General features: G+C 51.6%; 12 protein-coding genes. 7 read left to right on the top strand and 5 right to left on the bottom strand.

The annotated features are described in order from the left end of the window. The first annotated feature begins 51 nt into the window (after positions 1 to 51). Both ppk1 and ppx read left to right on the top strand, forming a co-directional pair. Entirely contained in the window at positions 52 to 2112 is a 2061-nt protein-coding gene (gene ppk1, locus ABLV11_RS15835) for a polyphosphate kinase 1 (protein ID WP_004104435.1), read from the top strand. Between the two features lie 3 nt (positions 2113 to 2115). After that, a complete protein-coding gene (gene ppx / locus ABLV11_RS15830) occupies positions 2116 to 3657 on the top strand; it encodes an exopolyphosphatase (RefSeq protein WP_004114392.1) in 1542 nt (513 codons plus the stop codon). A 39-nt stretch (positions 3658 to 3696) separates the two neighbouring features. On the opposite strand, the gene ABLV11_RS15825 is transcribed toward ppx, so the two are convergent. Next, on the bottom strand, positions 3697 to 5916 hold the full coding sequence (locus ABLV11_RS15825) for an EAL domain-containing protein (protein ID WP_024274550.1): 2220 nt from the start codon (positions 5914 to 5916) through the stop codon (positions 3697 to 3699). A gap of 370 nt (positions 5917 to 6286) precedes the next feature. Here ABLV11_RS15825 and ABLV11_RS15820 point away from each other — a divergent pair, with 370 nt between their 5' ends. Next, positions 6287 to 6478, top strand: coding sequence for a YfgG family protein (locus ABLV11_RS15820; RefSeq protein WP_004104447.1), 192 nt, complete (start codon positions 6287 to 6289; stop codon positions 6476 to 6478). Between the two features lie 13 nt (positions 6479 to 6491). Here ABLV11_RS15820 and ABLV11_RS15815 read toward each other — a convergent pair whose 3' ends face one another. From ABLV11_RS15815 to ABLV11_RS15805, 3 genes are read right to left on the bottom strand one after another with little or no spacing between them, the layout of a single operon-like run. Continuing rightward, a complete protein-coding gene (locus ABLV11_RS15815) occupies positions 6492 to 6923 on the bottom strand; it encodes a DMT family transporter (RefSeq protein ID WP_263441586.1) in 432 nt (143 codons plus the stop codon). A gap of 7 nt (positions 6924 to 6930) precedes the next feature. Next, the gene (locus ABLV11_RS15810; protein WP_348855438.1) at positions 6931 to 7389 is read right to left on the bottom strand and encodes a DMT family transporter; all 459 of its coding nucleotides are present in this window, start codon (positions 7387 to 7389) and stop codon (positions 6931 to 6933) included. Beyond that, complete coding sequence (locus ABLV11_RS15805) at positions 7386 to 8378, bottom strand: alpha/beta hydrolase (RefSeq protein WP_224250555.1); 993 nt, start codon at positions 8376 to 8378, stop codon at positions 7386 to 7388. The genes ABLV11_RS15810 and ABLV11_RS15805 overlap by 4 nt, the downstream gene beginning before the upstream one ends. Here ABLV11_RS15805 and ABLV11_RS15800 point away from each other — a divergent pair. Beyond that, the gene (locus ABLV11_RS15800; RefSeq protein ID WP_224330431.1) at positions 8349 to 9212 is read left to right on the top strand and encodes a LysR substrate-binding domain-containing protein; all 864 of its coding nucleotides are present in this window, start codon (positions 8349 to 8351) and stop codon (positions 9210 to 9212) included. The genes ABLV11_RS15805 and ABLV11_RS15800 overlap by 30 nt on opposite strands. Here ABLV11_RS15800 and ABLV11_RS15795 read toward each other — a convergent pair. Next, positions 9203 to 10099, bottom strand: a complete 897-nt coding sequence (locus ABLV11_RS15795) for a LysR family transcriptional regulator (RefSeq protein ID WP_064372890.1) — start codon at positions 10097 to 10099, stop codon at positions 9203 to 9205. The genes ABLV11_RS15800 and ABLV11_RS15795 overlap by 10 nt on opposite strands. A gap of 98 nt (positions 10100 to 10197) precedes the next feature. Between ABLV11_RS15795 and ABLV11_RS15790 the strand changes: the two genes are divergently transcribed. From ABLV11_RS15790 to ABLV11_RS15780, 3 genes are all read left to right on the top strand, one after another. After that, on the top strand, positions 10198 to 11382 hold the full coding sequence (locus ABLV11_RS15790) for an MFS transporter (protein WP_049592892.1): 1185 nt from the start codon (positions 10198 to 10200) through the stop codon (positions 11380 to 11382). A 471-nt stretch (positions 11383 to 11853) separates the two neighbouring features. Further along, positions 11854 to 12231 carry a hypothetical protein gene (locus tag ABLV11_RS15785; protein ID WP_126489416.1) on the top strand — a complete coding sequence of 126 codons (378 nt, stop codon included), beginning with the start codon at positions 11854 to 11856 and terminating at the stop codon, positions 12229 to 12231. A 22-nt stretch (positions 12232 to 12253) separates the two neighbouring features. Beyond that, positions 12254 to 12736, top strand: a 483-nt coding sequence (locus ABLV11_RS15780; protein WP_348855435.1) for a hypothetical protein, incomplete at its 3' end; no start/stop codon positions are given.

Here is a 12736-nt window from a genome sequence, read left to right as displayed (position 1 = left end):
ATTTCGTCATAATAGTCTATGTCCTGTGAGTAAAACGGAGTGTGAGCTGTAATGGGCCAGGAAAAGCTATACATCGAAAAAGAACTCAGCTGGTTATCCTTCAACGAGCGCGTACTTCAGGAAGCGGCGGACAAAAGCAATCCGCTGATCGAGCGCATGCGTTTTTTGGGGATTTACTCCAACAACCTCGATGAATTTTACAAGGTGCGCTTTGCCGAACTGAAGCGCCGCATCATCATTAGCGAAGAACAAGGCAGTACCGCACACTCTCGCCATCTGCTGGGAAAAATCCAGGCTCGCGTGCTCAAGGCCGATCAGGAGTTTGACGGTTTATACAATGAGCTGCTGCTGGAGATGGCGCGTAACCAGATTTTCCTGATTAACGAACGCCAGCTCTCCGTCAACCAGCAGTCCTGGCTGCGCAACTACTTCAAGCTGTATCTTCGTCAGCACATTACGCCGATCCTGATTAACCGCGAAACGGATCTGGTGCAGTTTCTGAAGGATGATTACACCTATCTGGCCGTCGAGATTATTCGCGGGGATAGCATCAATTACGCGCTTCTCGAGATTCCATCAGACAAGGTGCCGCGTTTTGTGAATCTGCCGCCGGAAGCGCCGCGCCGTCGCAAGCCAATGATTCTGTTAGACAACATTCTGCGCTATTGTCTGGATGATATCTTCAAGGGCTTTTTCGATTACGATGCGCTGAATGCCTACTCGATGAAAATGACGCGTGATGCCGAATACGATCTGGTGCATGAGATGGAGTCGAGCCTGATGGAGCTGATGTCCTCCAGCCTGAAGCAGCGTCTGACCGCCGAGCCGGTGCGCTTCGTTTATCAGCGCGATATGCCGGACGCGATGGTCGAAATGCTGCGCGACAAGCTCTCCATCTCTAACTACGACTCTATGCTGCCGGGCGGTCGTTACCACAATTTTAAAGACTTTATCGGCTTCCCCAACGTCGGCAAAGCCAATCTGGTGAATAAACCGATGCCGCGTCTGCGCCATCTGTGGTTCGATAAATTCCGTAACGGCTTTGATGCAATTCGCGAACGCGACGTGCTGCTTTATTATCCGTACCACACTTTCGAACACGTGCTTGAGCTGCTGCGCCAGGCCTCTTTCGACCCGAGCGTGCTGGCCATCAAAATCAACATCTACCGCGTAGCGAAAGATTCACGAATCATCGACTCGATGATTCACGCCGCCCACAACGGTAAGAAAGTGACCGTGGTCGTGGAGCTGCAGGCGCGTTTCGATGAAGAAGCCAATATTCACTGGGCTAAACGCCTGACCGAAGCTGGCGTGCACGTTATCTTCTCCGCTCCGGGTCTCAAAATTCACGCCAAGCTGTTCCTGGTTTCGCGTAAAGAGGGTGATGAAGTCGTGCGCTATGCGCACATCGGTACCGGCAACTTCAACGAAAAAACCGCGCGTCTGTACACCGACTATTCGCTGCTGACCGCCGATGCGCGCATCACCAATGAAGTCCGCCGGGTATTTAACTTTATCGAAAACCCCTATCGTCCGGTCAGCTTCGATTACCTGCTGGTATCGCCGCAAAACTCGCGCCGACTGCTTTATGAGATGATCGATCGCGAGATCGCCAACGCGCAAAATAGTCAGCCATCAGGAATCACCCTGAAGCTGAACAATCTGGTCGATAAAGGCCTGGTAGACCGCCTTTACGCCGCCTCCAGCTCAGGCGTTCCGGTTAATTTGCTTATTCGCGGCATGTGCTCGCTGATCCCTGGCCTCGAAGGAATCAGCGAAAATATTCGCGTCATCAGCATTGTTGACCGTTTCCTTGAGCATGACCGCGTTTATTGCTTTGAAAACGGCGGCGATAAGCAGGTTTGGCTATCGTCCGCGGACTGGATGACGCGTAATATTGACTATCGTATTGAAGTGGCCGCGCCGCTGCTGGATCCGCGTCTGAAACAGCGCGTACTCGATATTTTCGATCTCCTCTTCAACGATACGGTCAAAGCACGCTATCTTGATAAAGAACTGAGTAATCGCTACGTGCCGCGCGGCAATCGCCGCAAAGTGCGCGCACAGATGGCGATATACGACTACCTCAAATCACTTGAACAGCCCGATTAACCTATGCCAATAAACGAAAATGCCCCTCGGCCGCAGGAGTTCGCTGCGGTCGACCTCGGTTCGAACAGTTTTCATATGGTGATCGCCCGTGTCGTTGACGGAGCAATGCAGATCATCGGTCGTCTGAAACAGCGCGTACATCTGGCCGACGGCCTGGATGAAAACTCTGTACTGAGCGAAGAGGCTATTGCGCGCGGGCTGAACTGCCTGTCGCTATTCGCCGAGCGCCTGCAGGGTTTTGACCCATCCAGCGTCTGCATCGTCGGCACGCACACGCTGCGCCAGGCGACAAACGCCGCAGAATTCCTCAAGCGCGCGGAGCAGGTCATCCCCTACCCGATTGAAATCATCCCCGGCAATGAAGAAGCGCGTCTGATTTTTATGGGCGTAGAGCATACGCAGCCGGAACGAGGCCGTAAGCTGGTCATCGATATCGGCGGCGGCTCTACCGAGCTGGTTATCGGCGAGGATTTCGAACCTCGCCTGGTGGAAAGCCGCCGTATGGGCTGCGTGAGCTTCTCTCAGGCCTATTTTGCTGGCGGCGTCATCAATAAAGAGAATTTCCAGCGCGCGCGACTTTCAGCCGTGCAGAAGCTGGAAACGCTGGCCTGGCAGTTCCGCATCCAGGGGTGGAACGTGGCCCTGGGCGCGTCCGGCACCATTAAAGCCGCTCACGAAGTGCTGGTGGCGATGGGCGAGAAAGACGGGTTCATCACTCCCGAGCGCCTCGAGATGCTGGTCGAAGAGCTGTTGAAGTATAAAAACTTCGACTCGCTGAGCCTGCCCGGGCTGTCTGAAGATCGAAAAGCCGTTTTTGCGCCCGGTCTGGCTATCTTGTGCGGGGTATTTGACGCGCTGGCGATTAAAGAGCTGCGCTTGTCCGACGGCGCGCTACGCGAGGGCGTGCTGTACGAGATGGAAGGACGTTTCCGTCATCAGGATATCCGTAGCCGCACCGCGCAAAGCCTGGCGAACCAGTACAACATCGACCGTGAGCAGGCGCGACGCGTGCTGGAGACCACCACGCATATTTATGAGCAATGGCAGGAGCAGAATCCCAAGCTTGCCAATCCGCATCTGGCGGCGCTGCTGAAATGGGCAACCATGCTCCATGAAGTTGGCTTAAACATTAACCACAGCGGCATGCACCGTCATTCGGCTTATATTCTGCAACATAGCGATCTGCCGGGCTTTAATCAGGAACAGCAAATGCTGATGGCCACCCTGGTTCGCTATCACCGTAAAGCGATTAAGCTGGATGATTTGCCGCGTTTTACGCTGTTTAAGAAAAAGCAGTTTCTGCCGTTGATTCAGCTGCTGCGCCTTGGCGTGCTGTTGAATAACCAGCGCCAGGCGACGACCACGCCGCCGACCCTCACGCTGAAAACCGAGGCCAACCACTGGACGCTGACCTTCCCGCACGACTGGTTTAGCCAGAATGCGTTGGTACTGCTCGATCTGGAAAAAGAGCAGGAGTACTGGGAAGGCGTACCTGACTGGTGGCTAAAAATCAGCGAGGAAGAGAAGCCTGACGCGGCCAGCTAGTTTATCTCACGCGGGCCGGACTTCCGGCCCGTTGTTCTATCAAGCCTCAACCAGCGCCTCAAGCGGCGCTGGTCTGCCAATCTCGTAGCCCTGCATATAGTCAATCCCCAGCGAAATCACCGCCTGGCGAATCTCCGGCGTTTCGACATATTCGGCCACTACCTGCATGTTTCTCATCCGGGCCAGCAGGCAAATGGAAGCAACGGCCTGATAGTCCAGACTGCTGGAGACCAGATTACGGATAAAACTGCCGTCAATTTTCAGCAAATCCGCATTCATCGTTTTCAGCCGCGCGTAGCTGGCATAACCGGTGCCAAAATCATCAATTGCCACCCGACATCCCAGCTCCTGAAGCTGCGCCAGGGTTTTACGCGCCTGTTCCGGATTTGTCAGTGAATGGTTTTCAGTCAGCTCAAAAATAATCTGCCAGGGCTCAATATCGTAATGCTCCAGCAGCGCTTGCACCTGTTGATGAAAATGGCTGTTGCTCACTGAAAAAGGTGAGATATTTATCGCCAGACGCATTCCCGGCAGCTTTTTGCGCTGCTTGTCCATAAACATAAGCGTATGTTCGAGTACCCAGCTATCAATACGCGCCGAGAAGCCAAACTCGTGTGCTACCGGTAAAAAGATATCCGGCATGACGATTTCATCATTGTCGTTCAACATCCTGAGCAGGACTTCATGGTAGCTATCCCCGCGGATGCCGACAATCGGCTGCGCCATCAGGAGGAACCGATCCTGATCAAGCGCCTTCACCAGCTGATTCATTATCGCGACTTTGTCTTTCAGCTCTTGCTGCAGATTGATGGCGCCGCGGCGCTGTAAGTTTTCAGGGCTTCCGGTCGCCAGAGAAAGGTCGGCCGCGCTGTTGAGTTCGCCAAGCAGCAAATGCAGATGCATCACCGGCGAGCGAACGTTGCAATAGCTGAATCCCACGGGCGGCTGCAGCGGCATACCATTCCAGACAAAACGAAATTTTTTGAGGTGCTCATAGAGCTGGGGAATGCGCTGCTGATGGCCTTCACTGTTCAGATGAACCACCAGCTCATGCCCTGCCATCTGGTAGATATCCTCCCCAGGGCGCAGTAACTCGCTGAGCGACTCGGCCAGCAGCTGCTTGTACTGAATACGCAACAGAACACCGTAGTGGCGGCCCAATATTTCCAGTTCAGGAATGCGCAGGAAACACAGCACGGACCATGAGGATTTATTTAACGCCCGACTCAGCGCCCGGATATTAGGCAAGCGTACGACCGGATCGATGAAGGCCATCCGACGCATGCGCGAGTAAAAAACTCGCTGCTGCGTCGCCAGCATTGCCATATAGGCGATAATAAATGAAAACACCAGATAGCTGGAGGAGGTGATCGCCAGCTGATTGTTATAAATCGGGGAATGCGGGAGATATTGATAGTGAAAGTGAATAATAATAATTAAAACAAGTGACCAGACTAATGAAATAAAGCGATAGCCAAAGCGCATCGCCCCCCATAACATCACCGGCATCAGCAAGGATAACGTATAATTTGTACTGAATATGGTGCTCGTACTATTCAGCGGCATCAATAGAAGGAATAATAGAATTATCAGCACCACTGCCCATATAACAAATTCAAAGCGCTTTATTTTTGGGTCGATCTGTAAGCGAATTTGCGATATAAATCCGCGGATATAAAGCGGATTGCGGATAGTTCGAATAACGAAGTAGCACAACGGCACGCCGGTTAAACATCCCGCCATCAGGGCCTGGAAGGTGATAAGCGAACGCAAACTTAAGGGATTGACCCCTATCAACCCGGTAGCACGTGGATGAATGCCCAGATACTCGGCCAGCTGCGACAGGATAAGAAAGATCAGGGACGGCAACAGCATCTGCCAGAACAATCGCTGAGGCATCAGACTTACGTTGCCATGCGATATTTGCTGCCTTCGCGGGACAAAAACTCGATAACCGCCCCAGCATAAAACGGTCGGAATAAGAAAATGGAAAATGACGCCGATAGTATCTTCCAGCGACATGCCGCGCGTAATGGAAAGCAACAACCCGAGAACGATCCCCGGTAATGCGGCCCAGCCGAAAAACAGCATCAGGCTCAGTACTAGCGCCAGGGGTAAATAGTAAAGAGAGACTTCATTACCATCCAGCAACGCAACGGTATTAGCCCATCGTGACACGGGAAGCAAACATACAGGTAAGATAAGCGGTAGCGCCCACCATTTATCCCGATATTGCCTGTAAAGTTTAATTAAGTTCATAGATGCTCTACGGATAACCCTAAATCCTGCAGGGTGTATTCAGGCAGGCATCCAACCAACCGTCATAATCGCGCCAGGAATAACAACGCGGAACTGGCTGGTGATTTTAGTTATCGCTGCGAACAGACGATTGATATAAATCAAGAAATCACGTAGCTGATATTAATAATACCGTTTTTTTAACATTCATCCGCCATAAGCAGAAAGCATGTAAATACGAGGATTATCTTATATAACATTAATTAATGTTTTGCCTGCGGGATTTTTACATCCTCATCAATTGACCCTTCCGCTTTCCTGTGCCTTAATACGCACATCGCCCAGCCTTTGGGTATACTTTAAGGAACCTTTTGTGAGTCAGGCACCCAGTATGCGTAAACGACATCGATTTAACCGTCGCATGACCCGTATCGTACTGCTTATCAGCTTTATCTTCTTCTTTGGACGCTTTGTCTACTCCTCTATCGGTGCCTGGTACCATCATCAGGACAAAAAGCAATCGCAGCAATCCACTATCACCGTTGAGCCTTCGGATTCAGCAAAAGCGCCTGAGCAAAAATAAACGCTCAAAAAGACTAATGCCGAAGCACAACCAGCACACCAGCCATCACTAACAATGTGCCCGCTATTTGTGCCAGCGAAATGGGTTCTCCCAGTAACCACCAGCTAAAGAATACTGTTAGCATTGGTCCCAGAAGGCCGATCAGCACGGCGCGTTCCGCACCAATGCGCTGCACGGCCGCCGACTGCCAGAAGATCGGTAATACGGTTGAGAAGAGCGCCATCGCGCCACACCATAGATATACCTGCCACGGCAGGTTAAGCGCGGATAACGGTTGAGCAAGATAAAAATGGGTTTGCGTGGCAAGAGATGAAACCAGCAAGGCAAGAACCGAGAACTTCATCGACCCCATACGCCGGATTGCCACCTCTGACCCGGCATTATAAATGGCATACAGTAAGGCCGCAGCGGCGATCAGACCACCACCGAGCACCAGGCTGTGCATATCACCGCTAATCTGCAGATCGTGGACAAACGCCAGCAGAATTCCCGACCAGGAGAGCGCTAAGGCCAGGAGTACCTTTTTTTTCGAAACGCTTACCCAAAAACAGGACGCCAATCAGAATAGTGAGCGCCGGGTAGGTAAATAAGATCAGCCGCTCAAGCCCGGCGGTAATATAGCGCAGGCCCATAAAATCCAGGATCGCCGAACCGTAATACCCCACTATTCCCAGCAGCAGTAGCAGCAGATAATCACGACGCTGCAGTGGTACACCGCTACGCAGCACCCGTAGAGCAACCAGGATAACGAAAGGTAACGACAGGGTCATCCGCAGCATGAGTAAAGTAATGGCATCTACCGTTGCCTGCTCGTAGGCAAGCTTGACGAATATTGCCTTAAACGAGAAACCAAAAGCCGCGCAGACGGAAAATAGCACGCCGATCAGCTGTGAAGATGACGCTTTATTCATCGTGAGGCCTGCTGCAATAAAGCTATCTGTCGCCACATCTCCGGCGAGTTTGAATACATAGGGAAATGCCCGCAATGCGGAATTTCCGCCAACTTTACACCACGGCGGGCAATAGAAGATAAATAGCTTAGCCCGGCATTCTGGTCGCCGTACATAAACATTTTTGGACACGGTAAATTAAGGAATTTCGCCATTAGCTCACCGTGGTCAGAATAATCCACCATCGAAGAGAAAATCCCCGGCACCGCTTGAGCGCGAACCTTTTGCGGCAGGCTGCTGGCATAGAGCGCGCTGGCCCAGGCTGGCGATTGGCGAGTGCGTTCAATAAAGCGCGCGAAGAAACGTTCCGCGTCCGGCTCAGCATATTGCACAATTTGCCGGCTCAAAAAGCAGTCTTCCGGCGCGATATTGCCCTCAATATTCACAAAACTTAGCACTCGCTCGGGGAAAGCGTGCGCCAGCAGAAGCGATGTTAATCCTCCCATTGAATGCCCGACCAAGTGAAAGCGCGTAAACCCCGCGTGGGAAATTACCTTCAGCGCCGTCTCAAGCAGAAAGGGTAACCCCATCTTGCTGTAATCAGCGCATTGGCTCTCACCACAACCCGGTGCATCCCAGGCAATAAACGGCTGCCCCTCAAAGGCTCGATGGCGCACGAAATCAGCGTAATCCTCTTTGCTGGAGCCAAAACCGTGAAGAAAGACGACCGGCTCCCCCGTTCCTTCACGGCTAATGGACGCGATATCAAGCCCGATGCCCTGCACCGTCATTGGCAAGCGCTGCCATGTCAACTCCGGCTGTATATTCATCATATCCTCATTGCTTATCATTCCTGGGCTGGAATCATAACCAGCTATGTTGATATGTAAATTCTTATAAAATAAACTCTGTGATACTAAATAAGTAACAGAATATCTCTCATGAGCAATATTGATTTTCGTCGTATTAAGCAGCTGTGGATGTTTCTCGCAGTTGCGGAAGAGGAACACTTTGGCCGCGCGGCGCTGCGCCTCGGGATGTCGCAACCGCCGCTAACGGAACAAATCAAGCTCCTGGAGCACGGGCTGAAACTCCAGCTGTTCGAGCGTTCGCGGCGCGGGACCCGCCTGAGTCCGGCCGGAGCCGCACTCCTGCCCGCGGTACGCCAGTTCGCCGACCAGCTCAGCCAGTTGGGCAGAACCGTCGATGAAATCGCCGCAGGCCACTCGGCGGTATTGAATATCGGGGCGATAACCTCGGCCATGCTGGAGACCTTACCCCCACTGCTTGAGGAGCTTAAGCGCGCTACGCCCGGGCTAACAATATTTATCCGGGAAATCGATAGTGTCGATGCGATCCCCGCCCTGGAGAACGGTGAACTGGATCTGGCTTTTGTACGCCTGGAAGGTGAGACCGAAGGCCACATCACGACTTTGCCGCTGGAAGAGTCACGCCTGGCTGTCGCGCTACCGGTCGATCATCCGCTGGCCTTACAGCATCGCGTCAGCCTGCGCGCGCTGGCAAAGGAGCCGATGGTAATGTCTGCTCGCCAGGTCAGCCCGGCCTGGTTTGATCTCCTCACCTCGCTGTGTCGCACCCACGGTTTTACTCCCCGCATTCTGCATGAGGTCCGCTCGGTAAGTTCACAAATTGCGTTCGTCAGCTGCGGCCAGGGCATCGCGCTGGTTCCCGCCTCCACCCGCAAACTGGCGCCGGCTAATGTGGTGATAAAGGCCCTGGAAGAGAAGCAGATGGTTGTTACCGCGGCGGCGGCGTGGAACAGCGAGCGTCACCACCCGCTGGTTGATTCAGCCATTGCTTTATTGAAAACACGCTACGCCTGACCATTCTCCAACTTCTGCAGTAAACGCAGGATCTCAGCAATACCTTTGCTGATAATTTTATCCTGCCGCATGATTATGCCTAACTGACGATGCAGCAGCGGAGTCAGTGATTGAACATTTAAGCCAATACGATCCTGCGGATGCTCTACCGCCATTCTCGGCACAATGCTGAACCCCAACCCCGCACGTACCATGCGCTTAATCGCCTCAATGCTGCCTAACTGCATGACTGGCGCTATCGCCCGCCCATCGGCAAGAAACCAGCCATCGATCAGATCCCGGGTTCCGCTTCCCGATTCAAAAGCGATTAGCGGTAATGATTGCAGAATCTCTGGCGTCAGCGACCACGGTAACTCATCCTGCCCATCGCTGAAAATACACACAAACTCCTCCTCTAACACCGGCATAACCGCCAGACTGCGTCCATTCGCCGGTAGCGTACAAAGCCCAAGGTCGAGCCGATTCTCTTCAATAGCCCGAACCACCTCAAGCGTATTGCCAACCGTGACCCTCACCGTCAATAAAGGATGCTCATGATGTAGCTTCTGCAGTAACGGAGGTAGCAGATGAATACAGGCGGTTGCTCCGGATCCCAGCGTTACCGAGCCGCTGATTTCACGATTGAATTCACTCACCGATTGCACCGCCGCGCCCACCGCCAGTTCAATCCGATCGCTGTGGGCCAGCAGGGCGATACCGGCCGCCGTCGCTTTAATTCCCCGCCCGGTGCGCTCAAGCAGCCTGGTTTGTAGAAACTGTTCCAGCTGACGTACCTGCAGGCTGACCGCAGGCTGCGACAATCCCAGTACGTCTGCCGCAGCGGAGAAGCTCCCGCGCTGTACGACCAGGCGGAACGTCGCCAGATTTCCCAGATTGAGCGTCATCATCACAAAGTTTCTCTTATAAGGGTCATAAACGGACCGGCCTGCCTGCACAATAGCGCGCAAGGTATGCTGCCGACAACAGCGTAACTGAATGGAAAATCATGAATACACCTGCGAACTCGCACTCCGCGCCGGGCTTTATCACGCTGGCCGCCGGGTGCAATCAGCTGATTAACTGGGGAATCTCGTTTTATATGCCCGGCACTTTTGCCAGGGCTATCGCTCAGGAGACCGGCTGGACCGCCACGGAAATCTATTTCGGACTGACCCTCGCCATGCTCATGATGGCGACGCTTTCTCCGTTTATCGCCCGGCTTCTTGCCCGCTTTGGCGGCCAGCGAATAGTTATTACCGGTACGCTGGCGATTTCAGCGGGGTGTCTGCTGATGGCTTACGTCCATAGCCTGACGGGCTGGTTCGCCGCCTGGCTTCTGACCGGCATCGGTATGCGGCTGGCGCTGTACGACGCGCTGTTCGCGGCGCTGGTGAATCTTTACGGGCAGCGGGCCAGGTTGACCATATCGCGCGTGACGCTGGCCGGAGGATTAGCCTCGGCCCTGTTCTGGCCGCTTGGCGCCTGGCTGCTGACGCGGATGGACTGGCGGCACGCGCTGCTGATCTACGCCCTGTTTGGCCTGCTTAGCGCTCTGCTGTTGTGGAAAATGCCGAATACCAAATTACCGTTGCCGGTAAGGGTGAAAAAAAACCAGCAGCTGTCAAAGCATGATAGACGTCCGGCCCTGCTGTACGCGTCGTTGATTGCGCTGGTTACCTTTGTATCCAACGGCACGTCAACGCATCTTCCCGAGTTCATCGCCAGCGTTGGGCTTCCTGTCGCGGTGGGAATGCTATGGGGAATTGGACAAACCGGCGCGCGTTTTCTCGAAGTGGTATCCGGCTCCGCGCTCACGCCGCTGCGGCTAACGATATTGACGACCTCGCTGATGCCGCTCTGCTTTGCGCTTGGACTGAGCGGCGCTTTTCTGTCGTGGGCGGCCGGCGGATTTGTACTGGGTTACGGCGCGATCAACGGCCTGACCACCGTGTTTAAGGCCACTTTACCGCTGCAGCTCTTTGCCGCCGAGGATTATGCCCGGCTAACCGGCATTCTGTTGATTCCCGCACAACTGCTGGCCGCCATATCGCCGTTTACCTACGCATGGATTAATCATTATCTTGGGATGTCAGGCTGCTTAGCGGTCTCTGCCGCTTTGTCCCTGGTGGTAGCAGGGTTAGCAATAATGATTGCTATCAATCAATACAGACTAACAGCGACCATTCGGTAAGCTGAATTGACGGGAAATGGCGCCAATAAACCAGAGACTCTTACTTAACCACAGGATTAAATTTGTCTATAAAGTCCCCTCTGCCATCTCTATTAAAAAAGGTCAACGTGGAATCGCCAATAGAGATTAAAAAATCAGCAGAATAAAACTATATAAGATTACAAGGAAGGTATTATATATTTATTCTGCTAAAAAAAATCTAAAATCCGCCGCCCAGAAGATAGCCCCCTCAGGCTAATGCGAAAAAATAAAAAACCGATGTTACATATAGTAATTAAATCTGATTTTATTGCAGCCACTTACTCCACAAACTATTAAGGTAAAATAAAAACAATTTAGTATCAATAAGTTACAGCGAATCAAAAAAACAACCACTCCGGTAATTCAATATCCCTGTCTCTAAACCTGTAGTACATATATTTCTTTTTTGATACCTTACGACTATTAGTAATTTGGTCCATGGAGGACACCTTGAAAAAGCTTCCAGTAATTATAATCACGCTATCTGTACTCTTTTTACAGGGGTGCGCTAAACCAATTAAAAAAAGCCCCGAAAAGCTGAGAGATCAACCACCAAAAATGTTGAAATTTCAACGTTGCATTACTGATGCTAAAACCTTATCCCAGTTAGATAGTAAATATGAGAAAAGCACCAAAGAGCTGTATACCTTAGTTAATAATGCAAAATTTTATGCGTCTATAGCCGATGAGTCATCGACAAACGTAAGTTCAACAATAACGCCATTTTTTGATTATAAATTAAATGAAATATGTAACAACATATCTCTTATGTTAATTGAAGAATTTCAAAAAAATACTATTAATTCGATCAACAAAGCCAAGAGCTAGAAACAAGGATGTTTGATTTCATATGACAAAATTAAACAAACTAACAATTGCTTCATTATTAGTGTTCATTGCCCTAAATAAAACAGCATCAGCTGAACAAAGCGAGTTTCTTAACGCCATAAAAAATATAAACTTACAGAGTATTGATGCAAATGAAACGGTAGAACCATCGGATAACAGATCGCAGAATATTAATAGTGAAGCCAGCATCAATGATAAGTTAGAACAAAAAAATAAAAAACTCCAGATGAAGTATGAAAAACTATTGGGATCGTACAATGAAATAAAATTGAACGGTGGCTCTGGTAATTCGGAATCCCAAAAAGCAACTATCTCCGTTCTCACTAGTGAAAAGGATAAACTTAACGCTGAGAATACCGCGCTACGTAAGCTGCTAGCTGATGCCACTTCAACTCTTTCCGCCATGCGCAAGCAAGAAGAGCTGTCCTTCGCCAGTCAGAAAAAAGAACTGAGCTCTCTGGGCCAGGAAAATGCCCGCCTGCTC

Source organism: Klebsiella sp. GW_Kp181 (genome assembly GCF_040062315.1).
Lineage (GTDB): Bacteria > Pseudomonadota > Gammaproteobacteria > Enterobacterales > Enterobacteriaceae > Klebsiella > Klebsiella oxytoca.
This window is presented reverse-complemented; position numbering and strand designations above follow the sequence as displayed.

Excerpts from the sequence above, each read along its gene's own strand:
- ABLV11_RS15800 (WP_224330431.1), top strand. The coding sequence starts at position 8,349 with ATGTTTCTCGCAGTTGCGGAAGAGGAACACTTTGGCCGCGCGGCGCTG.
- ppk1 (WP_004104435.1), top strand. The coding sequence starts at position 52 with ATGGGCCAGGAAAAGCTATACATCGAAAAAGAACTCAGCTGGTTATCC.
- ABLV11_RS15790 (WP_049592892.1), top strand. The coding sequence starts at position 10,198 with ATGAATACACCTGCGAACTCGCACTCCGCGCCGGGCTTTATCACGCTG.
- ABLV11_RS15820 (WP_004104447.1), top strand. The coding sequence starts at position 6,287 with ATGCGTAAACGACATCGATTTAACCGTCGCATGACCCGTATCGTACTG.
- ABLV11_RS15810 (WP_348855438.1), bottom strand. The coding sequence starts at position 7,389 with ATGAATAAAGCGTCATCTTCACAGCTGATCGGCGTGCTATTTTCCGTC.
- ABLV11_RS15815 (WP_263441586.1), bottom strand. The coding sequence starts at position 6,923 with ATGCACAGCCTGGTGCTCGGTGGTGGTCTGATCGCCGCTGCGGCCTTA.
- ABLV11_RS15795 (WP_064372890.1), bottom strand. The coding sequence starts at position 10,099 with ATGATGACGCTCAATCTGGGAAATCTGGCGACGTTCCGCCTGGTCGTA.
- ppx (WP_004114392.1), top strand. The coding sequence starts at position 2,116 with ATGCCAATAAACGAAAATGCCCCTCGGCCGCAGGAGTTCGCTGCGGTC.
- ABLV11_RS15825 (WP_024274550.1), bottom strand. The coding sequence starts at position 5,916 with ATGAACTTAATTAAACTTTACAGGCAATATCGGGATAAATGGTGGGCG.